Source organism: Bdellovibrionales bacterium (assembly GCA_019750295.1).
Taxonomy (GTDB): domain Bacteria; phylum Bdellovibrionota; class Bdellovibrionia; order Bdellovibrionales; family JAGQZY01; genus JAIEOS01.
This window is the reverse complement of the sequence record JAIEOS010000108.1, coordinates 1-20,155: the sequence shown is the minus strand read 5'-3', so window position 1 is coordinate 20,155 and position 20,155 is coordinate 1. Positions and strand designations below refer to the sequence as shown.

17 protein-coding genes and 1 tRNA gene are annotated in these 20,155 nt (G+C 44.2%); 15 read left to right on the top strand and 3 right to left on the bottom strand.

Annotated features, from left to right (window positions below; genetic code table 11):
* Positions 1-39 precede the first annotated feature (39 nt).
* The 4 genes from K2Q26_13845 to K2Q26_13830 all read left to right on the top strand — a co-directional run bounded on the left by K2Q26_13845 (position 40) and on the right by K2Q26_13830 (position 3,812).
* Positions 40-1,086, top strand: a complete 1,047-nt coding sequence (locus K2Q26_13845; GenBank protein ID MBY0316601.1) for a hypothetical protein — start codon at positions 40-42, stop codon at positions 1,084-1,086.
* Positions 1,079-1,852 carry a hypothetical protein gene (locus K2Q26_13840; GenBank protein ID MBY0316600.1) on the top strand — a complete coding sequence of 258 codons (774 nt, stop codon included), beginning with the start codon at positions 1,079-1,081 and terminating at the stop codon, positions 1,850-1,852. The genes K2Q26_13845 and K2Q26_13840 overlap by 8 nt, the downstream gene beginning before the upstream one ends.
* A complete protein-coding gene (gene gshA / locus K2Q26_13835; GenBank protein MBY0316599.1) occupies positions 1,845-3,083 on the top strand; it encodes a glutamate--cysteine ligase in 1,239 nt (412 codons plus the stop codon). The genes K2Q26_13840 and gshA overlap by 8 nt, the downstream gene beginning before the upstream one ends.
* A gap of 75 nt (positions 3,084-3,158) precedes the next feature.
* A complete protein-coding gene (locus K2Q26_13830; protein ID MBY0316598.1) occupies positions 3,159-3,812 on the top strand; it encodes a hypothetical protein in 654 nt (217 codons plus the stop codon).
* Between the two features lie 88 nt (positions 3,813-3,900).
* Here the strand turns inward: K2Q26_13830 and K2Q26_13825 are convergent, their stop codons facing one another.
* Positions 3,901-4,470, bottom strand: coding sequence for a PorT family protein (locus K2Q26_13825; GenBank protein ID MBY0316597.1), 570 nt, complete (start codon positions 4,468-4,470; stop codon positions 3,901-3,903).
* A 223-nt stretch (positions 4,471-4,693) separates the two neighbouring features.
* Here K2Q26_13825 and K2Q26_13820 point away from each other — a divergent pair, with 223 nt between their 5' ends.
* Together K2Q26_13820 and K2Q26_13815 are read left to right on the top strand one after the other, a co-directional pair.
* A complete protein-coding gene (locus tag K2Q26_13820; protein ID MBY0316596.1) occupies positions 4,694-6,424 on the top strand; it encodes a BamA/TamA family outer membrane protein in 1,731 nt (576 codons plus the stop codon).
* Positions 6,424-8,817 (top strand): translocation/assembly module TamB, encoded by a 2,394-nt coding sequence (locus tag K2Q26_13815; protein MBY0316595.1) that lies wholly within the window; start codon positions 6,424-6,426, stop codon positions 8,815-8,817. Before K2Q26_13820 ends, K2Q26_13815 begins: the two co-directional genes overlap by 1 nt.
* A gap of 48 nt (positions 8,818-8,865) precedes the next feature.
* Here K2Q26_13815 and K2Q26_13810 read toward each other — a convergent pair whose 3' ends face one another.
* Complete coding sequence (locus tag K2Q26_13810; GenBank protein MBY0316594.1) at positions 8,866-10,371, bottom strand: leucyl aminopeptidase; 1,506 nt, start codon at positions 10,369-10,371, stop codon at positions 8,866-8,868.
* Positions 10,372-10,616: 245 nt separating this feature from the next.
* On the opposite strand from K2Q26_13810, the gene K2Q26_13805 reads away from it, so the two are divergent.
* The 5 genes from K2Q26_13805 to K2Q26_13785 all read left to right on the top strand — a co-directional run bounded on the left by K2Q26_13805 (position 10,617) and on the right by K2Q26_13785 (position 16,917).
* Positions 10,617-11,231 (top strand): ATP-dependent Clp protease proteolytic subunit, encoded by a 615-nt coding sequence (locus K2Q26_13805; GenBank protein ID MBY0316593.1) that lies wholly within the window; start codon positions 10,617-10,619, stop codon positions 11,229-11,231.
* Complete coding sequence (gene clpX, locus K2Q26_13800) at positions 11,228-12,538, top strand: ATP-dependent Clp protease ATP-binding subunit ClpX (protein ID MBY0316592.1); 1,311 nt, start codon at positions 11,228-11,230, stop codon at positions 12,536-12,538. Before K2Q26_13805 ends, clpX begins: the two co-directional genes overlap by 4 nt.
* Before the next feature lie 107 nt (positions 12,539-12,645).
* Positions 12,646-15,111 (top strand): endopeptidase La, encoded by a 2,466-nt coding sequence (gene lon / locus K2Q26_13795; GenBank protein ID MBY0316591.1) that lies wholly within the window; start codon positions 12,646-12,648, stop codon positions 15,109-15,111.
* Between the two features lie 223 nt (positions 15,112-15,334).
* Positions 15,335-16,456 (top strand): tetratricopeptide repeat protein, encoded by a 1,122-nt coding sequence (locus tag K2Q26_13790; protein MBY0316590.1) that lies wholly within the window; start codon positions 15,335-15,337, stop codon positions 16,454-16,456.
* Positions 16,453-16,917, top strand: coding sequence for a hypothetical protein (locus tag K2Q26_13785; GenBank protein ID MBY0316589.1), 465 nt, complete (start codon positions 16,453-16,455; stop codon positions 16,915-16,917). The genes K2Q26_13790 and K2Q26_13785 overlap by 4 nt, the downstream gene beginning before the upstream one ends.
* 69 nt (positions 16,918-16,986) lie before the next feature.
* Here K2Q26_13785 and K2Q26_13780 read toward each other — a convergent pair whose 3' ends face one another.
* The gene (locus K2Q26_13780; protein MBY0316588.1) at positions 16,987-17,295 is read right to left on the bottom strand and encodes a hypothetical protein; all 309 of its coding nucleotides are present in this window, start codon (positions 17,293-17,295) and stop codon (positions 16,987-16,989) included.
* Positions 17,296-17,652: 357 nt separating this feature from the next.
* On the opposite strand from K2Q26_13780, the gene K2Q26_13775 reads away from it, so the two are divergent.
* The 4 genes from K2Q26_13775 to K2Q26_13760 all read left to right on the top strand — a co-directional run bounded on the left by K2Q26_13775 (position 17,653) and on the right by K2Q26_13760 (position 19,655).
* Positions 17,653-17,728 (top strand) — tRNA-Val (locus tag K2Q26_13775).
* Between the two features lie 66 nt (positions 17,729-17,794).
* Positions 17,795-17,977, top strand: a complete 183-nt coding sequence (locus tag K2Q26_13770) for a hypothetical protein (GenBank protein ID MBY0316587.1) — start codon at positions 17,795-17,797, stop codon at positions 17,975-17,977.
* A gap of 40 nt (positions 17,978-18,017) precedes the next feature.
* Complete coding sequence (locus tag K2Q26_13765) at positions 18,018-18,371, top strand: hypothetical protein (protein ID MBY0316586.1); 354 nt, start codon at positions 18,018-18,020, stop codon at positions 18,369-18,371.
* Between the two features lie 138 nt (positions 18,372-18,509).
* Positions 18,510-19,655 (top strand): patatin-like phospholipase family protein, encoded by a 1,146-nt coding sequence (locus tag K2Q26_13760; GenBank protein MBY0316585.1) that lies wholly within the window; start codon positions 18,510-18,512, stop codon positions 19,653-19,655.
* Positions 19,656-20,155: the final 500 nt, after the last annotated feature.

The following is a 20,155-nucleotide window of genomic DNA, read 5'->3' as shown; positions in this document are numbered from 1 at the left end:
GCCGATCTTTCCCAAGCTTTCGCAACAAGTGAGCCCTAAATGAGATTTTTTTTATTGACCTTATTTATTCTAACTTCCGCTTGTAGTTCATTCTTCCAAGAAAACAATAAGGTGACCATCGAAGAACCGGCAGAGCTTCGTCGCGCCAAGATCCTTATGAGGGAATCATTGTTTAAAGATGCTGAGAGTCAGTTGAAGAAATACTTATCCTCAGCCGACGATATTGGTTGGCATGGGGACGGGTATCTGACGCTGGGTCGTCTCTACGAGACTCAAAAAGACTATTCCAAAGCCGAAGAAACCTATCGCCAGGCGATGAAGCACGGGAATAATTACCAAAGCACCGTAACCGCTCAAAGTTTACACCGTCTTTCTTGGATCTACGAAGCTCAAAAGAATCATCCGCAAATGCTCCTTGTGCTTTTGGATTTACTCAAGAGCCCAGGCTTACAAGATATTTATGTGATTGAGACAGAAACTCCGGCGCGAATTGCCAATGTTTATTATGTGTTGGGGCAGTGGGACAAAGCCAAAGAGTGGAGAAGTAAAGTCAAAATTGTTCCTCCGCAAAAGGGGGGAGATGTCACTCCCTATCCCAGTTTGCTGTATAAAAGCTTGGCGGCTTTGCCGACGCCCATCGATGAGACGTTTGAGCGCCATATGGAAAGACTCAGTATGACTCAACGTGATTTATTGGATATCGGCGAAATGGGAGACCAAGATATCTCCAAGCAAGCTCTGAATCATTTACGAGAGGATTACGAAAATCTATACCAGCATCTTTCTAAAACGCCGCCAGCGCCTCATCCTGTTGAGCTTCAACAAAAAGAAAAAGTTCGTTTGGATAAGTTATCTCAACTGATGGATATGTTGCAGGTATTAAAGTCCTATCGTCGTCCACAGGAGCTCATCGAAAATACGGATGAAAATTCTCAGTTCTTTAAGTCGATGGCACAGCAAGAAAAACGCATCCAACGCACAATCTATTCTTTAAAGATTGGTGTTCAGCCGTCCAATCGAGGTAAAAATCCTAACGAAGCGCCCGTTAAAAAAGCGCCACCTCGAATGAAAGGTGCCAATGAGTAGCTTGGCGCAGTTTATCACTGGTTTATTAAGTCCTATCAAAGGGATGCTTTTAGTTTTCTCGCGTTTAAAATGGTTTATTCTGGCGGTGATTCCGTTTTGGATTTTTGTGGGATTGATGATTTATTCAATCGTCCATTTCTTCCAGAGTGGCGCCACATTAATGCAGCTGGCATTTAATTATTTACCTTGGCTTGTCAGTTTTTCCGATCAGATCAAAATGGGCGATATTTCGCTTTTTACTGCGATTTTCCAGGGTGTATTTTGGTTTTTTGTATTTATGTTTTTTTCTTACTTTTCCTATTTAGTCTTATCGGTGACCGGTGCTCCCTTTTACGTCCTTCTCTCGGGGTCGATTTTAGTTTCCAAGGGTGTACGCACTCAGGACACTACCGGCGTTTGGCACTGGTTTGCGACCACTTGTCGAATGCTGATTCTAGGTTTGGCTAAAATGTCGATATTTGTTTTGATATCCGCAGTTCTTTTCTTTTTGGCGATGATTCCAGTTTTTACCATTTTTGTTCCTTTTTTCTTTTGCATGATGATCGCTTTTGATTGTACCGATTTTTCCTTCGAAAACATGGGGTATACGCTTCGCCAAAGATGGCAGTTCTTTTGGTCGCGGTCGCCGTTATTTTTAGGTATGAGTCTACCCATCCTTATCGCGGGCTCCGTCCCCGGGCTTTTTGTTTTTACACTTCCTTTTTTTATTGCGGGTGCGGCCGATGCATTTGCCCTCACTCATGAACAAGTAGGTATCAATGAATAAAAGCGTACATCAAATAATCTTAAAAAAAATGGATCTGCTTTGTGATTGGTTCGAAAAGGAATCTCAAAAGTCTCAAGTGCCTTTCTATTCGAGTTATGATGTTAGAGATTCGTCCTATAAAATTGCAAACGTGGATGCCAATATTTATCCCGCGGGATTTAACAATATCTGTCCCGCGGATAAAGATCACATTCCCGATTTAATGAAGTCGTATCTCAACAAACACTATTCTGAAGTTCAAAAAATTCTATTGGTGAGCGAAGATAATTTAAAAAATGCCTATTACTGGGAGAACGTCTACACGATTCAGGCCTTGTTAATGGAGGCTGGGTACGAAGTGCGAGTCGGAATGCCGGGCCTTGCGGATCAGGATAAAATGGAGCTTGAAAGCTACATCGGTAACAAGGTCACCGTAGAAAAAGTTCTTCCGAATAATGGATTATTACAGCTTAAAGATTTTCAACCGGATCTTGTGATTTCAAACAATGATTTCTCTAAGCTTTATAGCCACTGGCCCGAAAATTTAAAATCACCAATGACTCCAGCGAAGGAGTTGGGTTGGTATCAACGAAAGAAAAGTAACTACTTTGAAAACTACAATGCTGTCGCCAGTGAATTTGCGCAGATTCTAGAGCTTGATCCTTGGTTGTTCCAGGTCGATACTCAATTGTTTGCAAGTTTTGATGTTTCCGACGATCAAAGTCGACAGCAGCTGGCTGACGTTGTGGAAAACACCTTGCAACGTGTGGAAAAGAAACACAAAGAACATAAAGTGGACGATCCTCCTTTTGTTTTTGTTAAAAACAACGCGGGCACCTACGGGTTAGGTGTTATCCAGGTGAAAAGTGCAAAAGACGTTCTGGAGTGGACCTACAATTCACGGAAGAAAATGAAGGCTCAAAAAGGCGGCGGTCAGTTTCACGAAGTGATTGTTCAAGAGGGTATTCCTACGGTGGTAAAATCAGGAAATAGTACCGCCGAGCCGACCATTTACATGTTAGGGAATCAGCTGGCAGGAGGCTTTCTTAGAGCTCACGATCAGAAGGACGAAAAGGAGAGCTTAAATAGTCCAGGAGCGGTTTATAAGAGATTGTGTTTAAGTGATTTAAAAATCAATACGGAGAGTTGCCCGTTAGAAAACGTCTATGGTTGGGTCGCTAAAATGGGCGTGTTAGCCATTGGTCGAGAGACAGAGCAAATGGGCATAAAATATAACGGCTACCGTCGATAAACGTGTATAATTAGAGTAATGGCGATTTAAAGAATATCGCACAGCTTTCTGCAGGATGCTGAAAGGACTAATTATATGTTCCACTTAAAATCAGCCGGATTTTTGATTTTACTGATGGCTTTCTCTCTCTACTCCTACTGGATTTCCAACAAAGATTATCAATGGATTGTACCTTACATGAATGATCGAACGCCGGCGGCGGTACGAGATTCTGGAGAGCTCAGCACAATCGTGGAGAAACCCTTACGTGTTTTTAAGCGTGAAAGCGTTTCGCACTCTATTCGGATTCGAGAGAAAAAAGAAAAGAAACTGACGTTTTCAATGGGACAATTTCCGGTCAACGCATCGAAGGGCGTGAATCTATTGTGCCTCGAGTATCCCAAGCTCCGTTTAAGATTTATCGCCGAGGGGATGTCGGTGGGCGGAAAGAAGCCGACGACGACGATCACGTCTCCTTGCCGTGTGAATAACGAAAATAAAGATTATATTTCTGATATTCCGCTCCCATTTCACGAAAGCGATCGTTTGCCGGCTCAAGATGGTGAATATGGTGAGGACGCCCACAAAGTGCATCTCGATTTTGAAGAAATCGTGGGCGACTGGCCGCGTGAGTGGATCTTAGAGAGTATCGAATTCTACAAAGAGGACATGCCGAGCGACGCGATTGTCATCTCCCGCGAGGAGATCACCAGCAAGCTCGGAAGCCCCATCGTCATCCTCACCCATTAAAAAGGTTCCAGGTTCCTAAAAATCAAATAAAAAAGGCAAGCCCACTCGGCTTGCCTTTTTTATTTGATTTTTAGGAACCTGGAACCTTTTAGAACCAGTAGAGGAAGTTGGCTCCGATGATGTTGTAGTCTTTGAAGCTGTCGTCTGCGATTTCTCCGAAGCCTCTCTCGTAGTAAACATCGAAACCAATTTGATCAAACGTGAAGTTGACGCCGGCTTGAGCCAAAAGATAAAGACCTTTTACATTTTCAAGATCATCACTGCCACTCACGCCACTGGCAGTTCCGGAAACTTTTTTTGAGACGTTAATTCCAATAACTGGTCCGGCAAAAAAGGAGATAGTTTCGTTCATTTGAAACTGGAACAAAACAGGAATATCTAAGTAAGCCATTTTGATATCTAGATTTGTCGTGCTGCTGGACTCTTCCATCGAAAACTTGCGATCGACATAAAGGACACCCGAACGGAAATGGACGCCGTCAGCAATTTCGTACTTACCCACGAGACCCGCACGCCAACCGATTTCAGTGTCTACAGAAAAGGGTCCCGATGGGGTATCGATATCTGTGTTGTGGATACCGGCAAGAATTCCATACTCTTGAGCTTGAGCGGAGAGAGTAAGGGCGCCGAGGATAAGCATTAAAAATAGATGTTTCATAAAAAACTCCTTTGTTAATGTTAGAGACTAGCCAGTATTTCGTGATAAGCAAAGAGCATGGAGATCCCTAACTCACCGCTACCAGGGTGTGGCCTGCTTGAGACAGTTTGATGCAATTCACCGCGCTGTTTTGACCCCTTCAGAAGCCATATAATTGATTTCTTATATAATTGCAAAAGTACATTTAAGACTTGAGCCTTTTCCGCCACAAAAGTAAAACACTGTGATGCGAAGTTTCCTCCTCAGCCTGGTGCTCTTCTATGCAGCTTGTGCACATCAAGATAAAAAACTCTGCGACAACATTACCCTCAAAGAAGGCGATCTTAAGCTTTCGCGCAATGAAAAAGTGGTCGTCTGTGGCAGTGATAAAGGCAGTGAAGGGTGGAGAACGATTCCAGTTCCGCAAGCCCAGTATCAAATCTCGGTTCTTTTGCAAAGAGATGGGTATTTAAATCCACGTTTTGAACGTGATAAAGATCAATTGAAGGTGTGGTCGGGGCCGCGAGACCAAATTCAATCTCTGGAAATTCATAACGGGAGTGGCGAAATTGACGTGGGGAAAAAGCGAAAGATCATAGGGGCTCCATTGGTGCCGGAGAAACTGGATGAAGTCCAACAGTGGGCCGATACGGACTTACGCATGCAGGGCTACGCTTGCCCTAAAGTGGAAGTCACGGCTCAGGGTTGGGACAAAAAAGTGATCGCTAACATTTCTCCCGGAACTCAGAAGACCATCGACAACATCGAGCACGAGAACTTCGAGAATTTAGACGAAGCGGCGCTCAAGCGGTATCAAGCTTTTGAGAGAGGTCAAACTTACGATGTCGTTAAAACCCAGTTGACGTCCTCTCGATTGCTCGCGGACGGAATTTTCCAAAGCGCCTACTACACTGTAAAATGCCGAGATCAATTTGCAGATCTTTATCTGAATGGAACCATTGGGCCCGCAAAGGTTTTTCGATTTGAATTGGGAGCTTCTACCGAAGAATTTCCGTTTGCCAATTTTATTTTTAAAAATTCTCGTCTAGATCGGAAAGCGTCCTCTTTCACTGCAGCGATTCATGCGTCTCCGCGAATTCAAAGTGTTAATCTCTCATCAGACTTGTATTGGGTTCCTGGCTCCGCGCAAACGTTCTTTGGACCGCGGGCGCAGCTGGCTCGCTTTTCTGAAAAAGCCTACGAATACTTAGAGGCAAAAGTCGGCGCCGATCTGGGGCGCTACTGGGATATGTGGCATTCGCGTTTTCGCGGTCGATTAGGACCGACTTTAAACGCCGTCCGTACCGCACGTGGGGTTGGTCCTGACGAAGTGGCTTACCTTTCTTGGGAAGGGAATTTGTATGCGATGAGCCACTCCTACGAAACGAACGTGCGAACCCAATATGAGGGTTACGAAGCGCAGTTTTCCTACCGCGGGCAAAGAGATGGTTTAGGATCAAAAGTTTCTGTGGATCGTTTTGAATTGGATTATAAAAAACTTTGGAATATCGGAAGTTTTATTCCACCCGTGTTTGTCCTCGGTGCGCGCCTCGAAGCTATCGGCGTTAAGGCGGATCAAGTTTTCAATGGAACCGAAGATGATGTTTTACCGATTGAATACCGGATTTTCTATGGGGGAAATGATAACCTCCGAGGTTTTTCCCGTAAAAGTCTCAATAACAGTCAGTTAGGATATCTGGCGAGCGTTTATACGGGGTTCGAGCTACGCTTGATCGAAGAGTTGCCCTGGAAGTTAGAGCCCTTCTTACTCTTTGATGCGGCTCGATTGGGTGTTCGAGAGTTTGCTTTGGACGATCCACTGTTCACTTCGACCGGAGTGGGTTTACGTTGGCCTTCACCCTTCGGAACTCTCCGAGGATCTGCAGCCAAAGGAAACATCTCTAAACCCGACGCAACCACGGTGGGCTACGCCGAAGAGTGGGTGTACTTTTTGAGTTTTGGCCAGGAGTTTTAGTGGCAGTAGCAAAATTCGGTTTAAAGAGAATCTTAAAGCTCATCAGTGCCGTCATCGCGAGTCTGGTGTCTTTGACTTTAGTGCTTCTGATTGCATTTGGAGTTTGGATCTACGTGGCGCCATTGTCTGTCATGAGAACGGCGCAAAAATTATTTCTCCCCAGCGACCTTAATATCACCTGGCAGACGGCAAAGTTTGATTCAAGACGAATTTCTTGGAGTCACTGGAACATGGACATCGTCCTCTCCGAGCTTCTCATTGAAAAGAAAGATCCCGAAGTTCGTATTTTGTTAAACCCCATCGAATTAAAATTCGAGTTTCATCTTTTTGATAAGAATAAAATATTTAGCTTTGACACCCTTCGAGCCATCGGAAAAGAGAAGTGGGTCGTAACACTCCCACCAACACCGGAAAATCAGAAGGCGCCCCCGCAAAGCATCTACCAACAAATACATGGATATCTAGGATATTTGGCCATCGCCGGCGAAAAGATGTCGGTCGATGTCATCGATGTGCAGGTGGCCGGCCTGCACCTTTCAATCTTAGAAGAAGGTCAAAAGAAAGTGTCTCCGTGGATTATAGGAGCCTCTATCCTTAAGCCCTATACGTTTGAGCAAAAAAATTTAGCGGAGTTTAAAGTGGAAGCGATGAAGGGTTCACTGCGCTTACGATTACAGTCTCAGATGGATGCTTCGCAAATGAATCAGAGTATTCCCTTTTTGAAGGCGGAAGTGCTCGCACAGGGGACATCTTGGAAAGTGTCCGCTCCGCTGGCGATGAAATTTGAAGATGAAGTCACTACGATTACGGGATTGGCGAACATCACCTATGAGATGGAGAAAAAGCCGATTCTTTCGAATCCCACATTCAATTTAGTCCTAAAAGAATCGGGAGCGGATCTTGATCTGCAGACCTCAGTAAAAAATCTTCCTGGCGGTCTTACAAAACTGGATAAGGTCGAAGCCAAGTTGCACATCCCCATGGAAAACGATGTGGCTTGGAGCGAGGTGCCGACGACTTTTAAAATCTGGAGCATGGTGGATTTATTTTTTATTGATAAAGACATGCGTGTTCCGATGGAAAAAGCCTGCCGTTGTAAAATTCCCGAAAGCGTAATGGCCACGATCGAGGGAAAAACCTGGCTCAAAGAGCTGATGGCCAATGGCGAAGGGAAGCAAAAAATTCTTGAGGCCAACGCGATGGTCGACAGTATTAAGAATAAACTTTTTACGGCGGATTTGGCCGCTCAGTTCAGTATTTTCCGCGAAAATGGCCGATGGGAATATGAGCCTCGAGTGGATTCGGAGCTGATGGTTCACAGTTACCAGGGTTTGCGTCAGTATTTAGATGCCAAAGAGGTTATTATCCCTTCACCCTTGGATATCCTCGAAGGAACAATCCATTTGAAAGCCAAAAACGTTGTTTCCCAAGATGAAAAATCATTTGCCACAAAGATTGATGTGGTGACTCGTCTGGGCTCAGACACTCAAAAGGTCGATGTCGACACTGAAGTTTTATTAAATCTCGATAAGGCTTTAAAGTTTATGAATGTAGATGTGGGCGTACTGATTCGTCGGCTAGGGCTCGATCTTCCTCCTCTAGATCCGGTGTTTGGTATTCCATCTTTTAGTCCTGATAAGCGTATCATTCGCGCGCAAAAAGATCTTCCGCGGGCCTCTAGTTTTAAAGTGAATGTTCAGGCTCACGTTAAAACTCCGGCCCCAGGGGCGATTCAACTCCATTCCAAATATGTTCAGCCGCACGTACCGATCACGACCGACTTTATGATCACAGATCAGCAAAAAGGGTCAGGCTACATTAAACTCGAACCGTTCACGATCGAGTATTTACGACGAAAAATTTATTCAGAAAAACTGCGTATAACAATAAATAATGACGAAGATGCCAACTTCCCAATCGATGGTCAGTTTAGAATTGAGCAGGGGGGATACAAGGTCTATATCGTGATCTCAGGTGGACTTGCAGCTCCAGACATTAAACTTAAGAGTGAGCCATTCCTCCCGCGATCGGATATCATTTCAGTTCTTCTGTTTGGTCGACCCATCGATAAGCTCGTGGGAAGTGATGCAGAAACCGTGGGGAGTGTGGATGCGGCGATTGCCGATCGGGCTGTCGGTTTATTCGGACTCTGGGCCTTTGCTTCGACTCCGATTCAAAGTTTTTCCTACAATGCCGTGACGAAAGTTTACACCGCCACTCTCGCTCTCGGAGAGGGTCTTACGGCTTCGGTGGGTACCAACTGGGAAAAAGCGACAAATCTTGAAGTTCGTAAACGGCTGTCACGCCGTTGGGTATTGACCGCTTCGTGGGCCCCTACCGGGGACAACGAACGCACCGGTAAGCTGGTTCTTCAATGGGAAAAACGATTTTAAGTCCGCCGTCATCCTGAGTTCAGAGTTCAGGATGACGATGGAGAAAAACTACCCTCGGTAGTTTTTAGCAACTTCGACAAACGTGCGAACCATTGTTCCGGCAGCGCCCTTGGTGCTGATGTACGGTAAACGATTCGAAACATTCCATCCCGTTCCCGCGATGTCAAAATGCGCCCACGGGATTCCCTTCTCGACAAAGTATCCTAAGAACGCAGCGGCCGTGGCACTGCCCGCATTTCGGGACGGGGCCAAGTTGGTGAGGTCGGCATAGTAGCCTTTCATATCTTTGGCGTGATCGTCCGTCATCGGCATGGCCCACACTTTTTCTCCGCAATCTTCAGCGGCCGTTTCGATTTTTTTGCGAAGACCGGTATCATGAGTGAAAAAACCCGTATGAGTGTTGCCGAGGGCGACCATCATGGCGCCTGTAAGAGTGGCGACATCTAAGATCATTCCGGGTTTTTGTTCGCAGGCATACACAAGAGCATCGGCAAGAATCAAGCGACCCTCGGCATCGGTATTGTTGATTTCGATGGTTTTACCATTGCGAGCGCGACGAATGTCTCCTGGCTTATTGGCAGCGGGGCCGGCCAAGTTTTCGGTGGCGGGGACATAGGCTTTTACATTTATTTTTAAACCAAGTTTAGCCATGGCGACCATGCTCGCAATTACAGTCGCGCCGCCGCACATGTCGAACTTCATCTCCTCCATTCCCGCGCTCGGCTTAATGCTAATACCTCCGCAATCAAATGTGAGACCTTTACCGACGAGGCAAAGAGGCTTTTGTTTGGCGTTTCCACCTGAATATTCCATGATAATAAATCGAGGATCTTGAGAGGATCCTTCGGAAACACTCAAGAACGAGTCCATTTTTTCTTTAGCGATGCGAGTTTTGTCCCAAATGGTGACTTTAATTTTTGTGCCTTTGGCGCGCTTTTGCGCCTCTTCGGCCAACTGAGATGGGGTCATAAAGTTTCCTGGACAATCGCCCAACCAGCGCGCAAAATTCATTTCGTTGGCGATGATTTCACTTTGCTCCCGCAATTTATTTAGAGATGAGGAGAATTTTTCCACGGCAATCTCCACAGATTGCAGAACGTGTTTGTTTTTAGGCTCTTCTTTGTAAGTCTCAAACTGGTAACTGGTCAGAAGTAAGCCTTCGGTGAGGCCTGTCGCCACAGCTTCGGCCGAAAACGCGGCGACAGCACAGATTTGTGCGGAGGAAATTTTTTCAGACTGAAGTGTTTTGTAGATTCCGGCGCTCATGCGACGGAAGTTTTCTGCCGTGAGACGCTTTGAAAGATTTTTATCCTCACCGACGCCAACAAAGAGAACATGCGGGGAGCTTTCGCGGCGAAGGAACACACTTTCGCCCTCTCCGCCGGAGAATCGGGCTGTATCAATACTAGATAATAATGTTTTCATTTCTGTCGAAGCTTTGTTGCCCGCGATTTGCGCCGTCGATTTCTTATCTTTACCTTCTTTTGAAGTGGTGAACCAAACTTGGACTTGAGCTGGACTTTTGGTAGAGAGGCTCGTGATGTTCAATTTCATTGAAAAGCTCCTTATATAGGGTGGAAAGCTTGAAAGAGTATCACCCATCTTCTCAACTGTAAATAAACTGACACTGAGAGCTGAGGTGTCTTTGAAAAACGGACTCGACGAACAACCAGTCCGAATTATGGGTGACCGGTTGGTTTTTCCTTCAAGAACTCATGTATTTACCCGATGAGATCTTGTCATTCCTATAGAATGCACATATTTAGAAGCGGGCAAGCAACACAAGGGAGACCCATCATATGAGTACATTGGTTCCAATAGTCATTGAGCAAACGGCACGTGGCGAACGCAGCTACGACATCTATTCCCGACTTCTTAAAGATCGTATTATTATCCTTGGTAGCGTGGTCAATGACGCTGTTGCCAATAATGTGATCGCCCAGATGCTATTTCTCGAGGCGGATAATCCTGAAAAAGACATTCAACTTTACATCAATTCCCCCGGCGGAAGCGTCACTGCGGGCATGGGAATTTATGACATTATGCAATTTGTAAAATGTGATGTGGCGACGACATGTATCGGTATGGCCGCAAGCATGGGATCGCTATTGTTAACTGCCGGAGCTGCAGGAAAACGTTCGTGCCTTCCGCATGCTCGCGTGATGATTCACCAGCCTTTAATCAGCGGTGGCTTGTCGGGGCAGGCCAGTGACATCGAAATTCATGCTCGCGAATTGATCAAAACCAAGAAGCAATTGACCGAAATTTATCAGCACCATACGGGTCAGCCTTACGATGTTTTAGATAAGGCCATGGATCGTGATAATTTCTTAGGCGCAGAAGATGCGAAGAAGTTTGGACTAGTGGATCACGTTGTAGCTGCGAGAAAACAAAAAAAGGAAAATAAGACATGAGTCGTCGCGAAAATTCTGCCCTTCTCCGTTGTAGTTTTTGTGGAAAAAACCAGAACGAAGTTAAAAAATTAATCGCAGGCCCTGGCGTCTATATCTGTGACGAGTGTATTGACTTGTGTACAGATATTATCGAAGAGGAAAAAGGTCGCGAAGACAAAGATAGCGCTGTATTTAAAGTTCCCAAGCCGAGTGAAATCAAGGCGTACCTTGATGAGTATGTGATTGGCCAAGATCAGGCGAAAAAATCGCTCTCGGTGGCGGTTCATAATCACTACAAGCGAATCAACAGCATCGGGAAATCGGGATCTCGCAAAAAAGATGATATCGAAATTGCGAAAAGTAACATCTTACTGATCGGACCAACAGGCTCGGGTAAGACTTACCTTGCGCAAACCATTGCAAAAATTTTAAACGTTCCCTTTGCTATGGCGGATGCCACTGCTTTGACTGAAGCGGGCTATGTGGGAGAAGATGTGGAAAACGTGGTCTTGAATTTACTTCAGGCCGCCGACTACGATATCGAAAAAGCCCAGCGGGGTGTGATTTACATCGATGAGATCGATAAAATCTCCCGCAAATCTGAGAACCCATCGATCACACGCGATGTGAGCGGTGAAGGGGTGCAGCAAGCACTTCTTAAGATTCTTGAAGGAACCGTAGCGAATCTACCCCCGAAAGGTGGTCGTAAGCATCCCCAACAGGAATTTATTCAGGTCGATACGACGAACATTTTGTTTATCGTGGGTGGAGCTTTCGTAGGATTAGATAAAATCGTTGAAAACCGAGTTTCTAATAAGGTGTTAGGAATTAATGCTGATATTTTAACCCAAAAGGAAAAGGGCGAGTCGGGTTACGGGATGCTTAAAAAGCTAGAGCCAGATGATCTTTCGAAGTTTGGTTTGATCCCCGAATTTATCGGTCGCCTTCCAGTGATCTCGGTTCTGGAAGAGTTGGCGGAAGACGCTCTGATTGACATCTTATCTAAGCCTAAAAACGCTTTGATCAAGCAATACCAGAAGCTCTTTAGCTACGAAAATGTCGATCTTAAATTTACGGACAAAGCCCTTAAGGCCATTGCCCGTCGTGCGCTAGACCGAAAGACAGGTGCGCGTGGATTGCGTGGCGTTATCGAAACATCGATGTTGGACATCATGTACGAAATTCCTTCCAAGCCGAACGTTAAAGAAGTTATAATAGACGAAGACGTGATCAATAAAAAAGCTGATCCCGTGGTTGTTTTGAAAACAGAGGAAGAGATTAAAGCCGCAGCCAAGGCCGAAAAGGCGGGCGGGGCCGAAAGCGCTTAGGGCGCAGATCCTTCGTTGAAGCTCAGGATGACACTGTCATTCTGAGCCCCGCGAAGAAAATCATTAACCGATTCCTCTGTAGTGTTGTCATAATACAAGGAGGAATGATGGCGCAAAATGAAGTTCTAGAGCTACCCCTGTTACCCCTTAGAGATCTGATTATTTTTCCTCACATGATGATGCCGTTGTTCGTCGGTCGCGAAAAGAGCATTAATGCTCTTGAAGAAGCGATGGTGAAGCAAACGGATATTATTTTGGCGGCACAAAAAGATGCTAAGACAAATAATCCCAATCCTGAAGAAGTCTATCAGATTGGAACCTTGGGATCGATCATTCAGTTGCTCCGTTTACCTGATGGAACTGTCAAAGTTCTTATTGAAGGTAAGAGACGTGTAAAGATCGAAAGCTTCACCGATAACGATAAATATTTTAAAGTGAAAGTTCGCGTTTTTGACGATGCTCCCGAAGATCAGGTGGAGTTGAAGGCACTCATCCGCTCCGTTAAAACAACTTTCGAAAAGTACGTGAAGTTAAATAAACGTATTCCGCCAGAAATCCTCATGCGCGTATCGAGCATCGAGTCCGCTGGTGAGCTGGCAGACATTATCGTGGCTCAGCTGAACCTTAAGCTCGAAGACAAGCAAAAACTTCTGGAGCAAATTCAGACGCAAAAACGTTTAGAAGAGCTTTTAGCGATGATGACGAGCGAGATCGAAATTCTCGAAGTCGAAAAGAAGATCCGCAGCCGTGTGAAAAAGCAAATGGAGAAGTCTCAGAAGGAGTACTATCTCAATGAGCAAATGCAGGCGATCCAAAAAGAGCTTGGTGAAAAAGATGATTACCAAGCGGAGCTTATGGAGCTTGAAGAAAAAGCTCGCGAAAAGAAAATGAGCAAAGAGGCTAAGGATAAAGTCTTCAAAGAGCTCAAAAAATTAAAGATGATGTCCCCCATGAGTGCGGAAGCGGCAGTGGTCCGTAACTACATCGATTGGATTCTAGGATTACCTTGGACGAATTACTCTGAGGAAAAGAAAGATCTCGAATTTGCCGAGACGATTTTGAACGAAGATCACTGGGGTCTAGAGAAGGTGAAAGAGAGAATTCTTGAGCACATCGCCGTCCATTGTTTAGCTCCGGATGTGCGTGGACCTATTCTTTGCCTGGTGGGCCCTCCTGGGGTGGGTAAGACTTCACTTGCGAAATCCGTCGCGAAGTCTCTCAACCGTAGCTTCTCTCGTATCTCCTTAGGTGGAGTGCGCGATGAGGCAGAGATTCGTGGTCACCGTAAAACGTACGTGGGCGCCATGCCCGGAAAAATTATTCAATCGCTTCGTAAAGTAGAGCACGGAAATCCTCTCATTCTTCTCGACGAGATCGATAAGATGAGTAACGACTTCCGCGGCGATCCCAGTGCGGCAATGCTTGAGGTTTTAGATCCTGAGCAAAACGCCACATTCCAGGATCACTATCTCGAAGTGGAATATGATCTTTCGAAAGTCATGTTCTTTACGACGGCGAACTCGCTTCACACGATTCCAAGACCGCTTTTGGATCGTATGGAAGTGATTTCGATCGAAGGTTACATCGATAGCGAAAAGATGCATATCGCTAAGAAGTACCTCGTACCGAAGCAATTAAAGATGCATGGATTAGAGAATTATAAAATTCAAATTCCTGATCCAGTGTTAAAAGAGATCGTCCACTTCTACACTCGTGAGGCTGGGGTTCGTAACCTTGAACGCCAAGTGGCCCACGTTTGCCGTAAGATCGCAAAAGAGATCGTGCGTGAGGAAGAGATCGAACGTCACATGAAGGACAATCAGAAGAAGCCGAATCGTTCTCAAGTGACGAAAGCGGGATCGAAGAAGACGTATGTGATTAATTCGAAAAAATTGGTGGAGCTCTTAGGGCCTCATAAGTACAAGCATGGAAAAATTGAGCTGGAGAACGAAGTGGGTCTCACCAACGGTATGGCTTACACCGAAGTCGGTGGAGATTTACTTCCTATCGAAGTGACCGTTGTTCCTGGAAAAGGAAAGTTCACGGTGACGGGTCAGTTGGGTGATGTGATGAAAGAGTCCTGCTCAGCGGCGATGAGTTACGTGCGGTCACGTGGCCCACTGTTTGGTATGGATAAAGAGTACTTCTTTAATGTGGATGTTCACATTCACGTTCCTGAAGGTGCCATTCCCAAAGATGGTCCGTCGGCCGGTTGTGCGATCACGACAAGTATCGTGTCCGCCATTACCAAGACGCCAGTGCTTCGTACGGTGGCAATGACCGGAGAGATCACTCTGCGTGGGCGCGTGCTCCCCATCGGTGGTGTGAAAGAGAAAGTTCTTTCGGCATATCGTGGTGGTATCACGACGATCATTCTCCCTAAGGAGAACGAAAAAGATCTCAGAGATATCCCACAAGAAGTGATTAAAGATCTTAAGATCGTTTTGGTGGATCACGTGGATCAAGTTTTGGTGCACGCCCTTGAAATCAAGAACGTGAAAGACCTCTTTAAGGCTCAAAGAGACGAAAGCTTAGGTCTTAAAGCTCAGTACAAGGGTCATTCCTACCACTAGCATCCGGAAAGGTTCCCGAAAAGGTTCCAGGTTCCTTAAAAACAAAAGGCCGAATCGACTGATTCGGCCTTTTGTTTTTAAGGAACCTGGAACCTTTTCGGACCTAGGGGCATTAAATTGCTTTTAATCCTAAGGCCGCGTTGCTCCATGAATTCTGTGGCCTTGAATATCGACCCGTCTTTTGTAGACTAAACCCCGGAATTTTTATTTCTCGGGGGAGAAGTTGATTACATCTAAGCTCGAAATCGGGCGTTTATATCTAGAGCGTGGTGACGTTCTCAAGGCGATTGAGATGTTAGCTCCACTCTCTAACGAACTTCTCCAGACTCAAAAGTACGACCAGTACTTAGATACGTTACAGCTTCTTTTTAGAGGCTATGCCGAGTTGCATGACTTCGAAAGAATTGATCATGCGCAAAACTTATTAAATCGTCTCGTGGATGCGGAAGCAGTTCAACTGACGCCCAAAATGCTTTACACACTGGCGCTGTGCTCCTCCTACCGAAGTAAGCATGTTCAGTCTTTACAGCTCTGCAAGCAGTCTCTCACGCTCGCCATTAAACGCGATGACCAGGAGGGCATGAGTCACGCTATTTTAGGAATGGCAATTTCTTACTATCACTTAGATCAACTGCAAGACTCCCTCAAAGAAATCTATAATCTCCAGATTGTGATGAATATTCTTGAGTTACCTCAAGTGAGATTGTCCTCGCAGATTCTCAAGGGACAAATTCTTCGCAAGATGAAAAAATTTGATCAGGCGTTAGATATTCTTTGGCAGTGTTACGAAATGTTAAAGACCGAGAAGAATCTTTATTCCTATATCTCCTTACTTTACGGTTTGGGTCTTACTTACAAAGAGGCGGGAAAAATCGAAGAGGCTCGCAGCTATTTGCGGCTAGCCAAGAGAAGCATCGATCCTCTCAATTTAAAGCGCCTTTCGGATCTTGTTGACGGTCTTCTAGACGGTCTTGGCGAAGAAGATACCATGCAGATGTATGATTTGGTTTTTAATCTTTCCAACCATTCCATCTTCGAAAAGAAACGCGGGAAAGTGGATTTGCAAAATCAGTTTATTCTGATTGATCTCTTGAAATTATTTTTATCAAAACCAGGTCATTCGTACACTAAAGAGCAAATTGTGAAGATCATTTGGAGGCAGTCTTACAATCCAGCCGTTCATGATAATAAAATTTATGTGACCATTAAAAGGCTACGCCAAATTCTTGAACCGAATATGGAAAAGCCGAAGTACATTTTCCGTTCCAAATACGGATACTATTTTAGTAAAGACGTTAAAATTTTAGTTGAGCAAAATACAGAACAGATGAAGGAGAATTTATGAAGATGATAATCGGAGCAATCACAGTGGTGCTCTCGCTCAATGCTTGGGGTGGTGGTGAAGTTCCTTGGCCCATCGATCAACAAGAAAATTTATTAGTTAGAAATCTCAATGGAGTGTGGGCGAACATTTCCTCGAATCATAAAATGTTTTATTACATTGAAACAGAGAAGACGAAATCCAAAACTTGTCCTTATTTGGTTCACGTCCTTGAGTTAAGTGCAGAAACTTCGAGAGTTTTATTTTCCGGAACGGAAAAAGTCTGTACGACACAAAAAGCAGGTATGGGGATTATTCTTTACGATTCTTTGGGGCGCGCCAAAAAGTATCTCGATATCGTTGGTGTGAGCAGTGGTAAAAAGCAGCAAAACATTGGGCTTTCTATCTATGATTACAATCAAGCAACGATCAAAGGAGATCGCATCGAGCAGGATCTTTTTGTAAAGATCGCCGTCATCGATTAAGTGGCTTAGATATTAAGTTCGAATAAAAAAGGGCTCGCTCAGAGCCCTTTTTATTTTTAAAACATCACTTCAGTTGATGCTTTTTTTACCGCCACCGCAGCTTTGGTTGAGTGTTTCGTAGCAAGCTTTCGCATGCGCCTCTTTTTCGGCTTGGATTTGCTTTTTAGCGTCCTGGCTCAGTGAGCGATAACATTCGACATCTTCAACACCTTCAAAGAGCAGATCCACTTCAGATTTCGGCGTGGGTGATCCGCAGACGCACTCGTTGGTGTAGGTCTCGTAAATGTTATTGTCGACGATCTCACGTACGCAATCCTCAGCGTCGGCGATCGCAAGTGTAGACATCAGTAATACCCCTAAAATAGTAATGAATTTCATATAGACTCCCTGACCTAGATTTCTACGCGGGAGGACCTGCCAAGAGAAGTGAACATTAAATTTATGAAAAGAAGTGAGTGGCCCCGACAATTAATACGATGCGTTGTAATGCAAGTCGTCTCGACAACGGCAGTGTTGTCATTTAGATAAGTAACTCTCGTTTAGGACGTTAGCTCAGTTGGTAGAGCAATACCCTTACAAGGATGGTTGTTTACGAGCTAGTTAAATTCAAACGTCGTAGCTATTGAATACGACCGGAGAATTTTAGAGTGCTCTATCAAAAATGGTAGAGTAAGTATGAAAGTTGGTAGAGTGGTAGATCCCGCAAAACCAAATTTTAAGTTAGAAAAATTCAATAGGGAGTTAGCTCAGTTGGTAGAGCGCCACCCTTACAAGGTGGATGTCGCAGGTTCGATCCCTGTACTCCCTACCAAATACCTGGAATCACAGGTGAATTTAAAAGTTCAAATTGGTAGAGAAAATCGAGGAATGGTAGATCATGTCTAAGGTCATTCCATTATCTAAAAATCATAAAAAATACGAAGATGTTCCTGACGGATTGAAGTGGGCGATTCCAATTCATGAATGTTTGCAAAAGTCCGAAGTTAAAGAGGCGAGTAAGAGAGCGGATGAACAGGCGAAGAAAAAAATTAGGAAAGAAGCATTGGTTCCCATCAAATAATTGCTATTCTTATCGTTCTTCACCAAAATAATAAATATTGATGTTTAAAGTATTTCGATTCATTTTTTTATTTTTAAATATTTCCTGTGCAGCAATGACGTACCAACGGTTGGAAGAGTGGAACTACATTACTGTTGTTCCCTCGGAAGATCCTAGACTTGATTGCGGCATTTCGATGGTTGGCGAACAGGCTTGGCCGTTTTTTCAGTTATGGGATGGCACCAACGCAGAAGTGAGACTCGAAACGGAGAGATATTTTATTGGAAGATGCTGTAAGTCGAACACAGCACGTTTCATCGGAGAAACAAAAGGGCTCATACCTGGAAAATCCACAAAGGATGGCTCAGACGTTCAATCTCCACTTTATGTAACGGCCGTTAAGTGCGTTAAATAAGAATTGCGGATTGAAGTGGGCGAATCTAATTCATAAGTGTTTGGAAAATGCTGAAGTCAGCCAGACGAGTAAGAGGCTGGACGAGCACGCGAAGGTTATGAAGGAACTATAAAACAGCACATGTACATTAGGATTGGTATGAGCGTTCGTCCTGACTATGGTAATTACTTACTACAAGATTTATCTGAAGAGATAAAAAATCAATCTGTAATCAACATAGTCACCGTTATTCAAGGCGGAGGTGCTAAGGGAGCATGGCAAGGTGGGTTTTTAGAAGGCTTGATGGATTCTAATGGGATTCGTATAGTTGCATCCGCGGGAAGTAGTGCGGGTGCTATTAATTCTTATTTGGTGTCAGAAAAAATTAGGTTTTCAAGACAAAAAATATTTAGAAACTTTTGGGTCTGTTGCTGGTTCAATAAAATTAAAGGAAAAAGAAAGGCCCTAGTTGGAATTATTTGGGCGTCATTTATAATTCTAGGGCGGCAACTTTTTAGTATCTTCAAAAAAACTAATCGAAAAGAAAGCGGACTTGTAATTTTTAAGAATTATGCTTCTCTTTTTAAAAAAATTCTTCCTGAGGGACCCTCAGAAATTTACTCATATATCCATGTCACTTCAAATAAGTCACTGCCTAGTACATTCATGCTCGAAGACCATCCAATGTTTATGTATAGTCCAGGAGAAAGCAGTGCTGAATTAGAAAATGAGTCGTTTTCATTCACTGAAGCAGTTGCATTATCATGTGCTTTGCCAATCGTTGTGCAGCCTTACAAATCTGGAGATAATGCATACGGTGATGGTGGTATTTATGCGAACCTTCCATTAGGTATTATTCAAAAAGCAGGGAACATAGGTGCAAATGTAGTAATTTGCATTTGCTCAACACCTATAGATTGCCTAGATCCCGAGGATTTTGTCGAAAATAGAATGCTAAATTATTTATATCAGCTAAAAAAATTAAACACCGAAAGCTTAAAGAGTTTTCTTAATGAAGAAGTTGTTTACGGCGCATTGACGTTAAGCAAAATTTTTATAGTTGATCCAAGCACTCAATTAGAAAGCGGTACCATAAAAGGATTTCTTTGCCGTTCGACTCTATCAACAGAATACGACCTTGGTTATCAAAAAGGACAAGATTTTGCTAAGATGTTAGAGGAATTAAAAGTTGGGAATAAGAACAATTTAGCTAATTTTTTAATTGTGAATAAAGATGTCAAGAAGCCGCCACCTATAAAGAAAATTCCATTATGGGCAAGAATATTTGCTCCTTCTTGGAAATGACAAATTAGTTCTCAAATGCTTTCAATAGCTGCGACGACTTCTGGTTGACATATTTCTCAGTCATTTTTATGGAACTGTGAAGGCAGCACTGCTGGAGTAGGTAAGTGTTGTTCTTGTACCAGTCAGCTAGGTGTAATGCACCTATAGTGGCATAAGAGTGTCGCCATTGAAGAGGTGATAAAAATTTAAAATTGCATTCTTTGGAAACCTGCTTCCACCAAATAGCAACTGCGTCTGGACGGGCACTAATCAGCATAGTTTCGGGATTAAGATTACTCTTGAGAAAAGTGACGACCTCAGTAAGGATCGCAGGCGAAGGCTGGATAAGCGGAATACAAATGGCTCCATCCTCAAAGGCTGACATTTTTGATGAATTTTTAAATACTATCGAGCCCTTAATTCCTCTACTCCAGCCATTCACAATTGATCTTCCCCCGATTGCACGGACACGGATTTAATGTAATTATCAAGCCGTTGGTACGGCAGAAAAGGGGAATTTA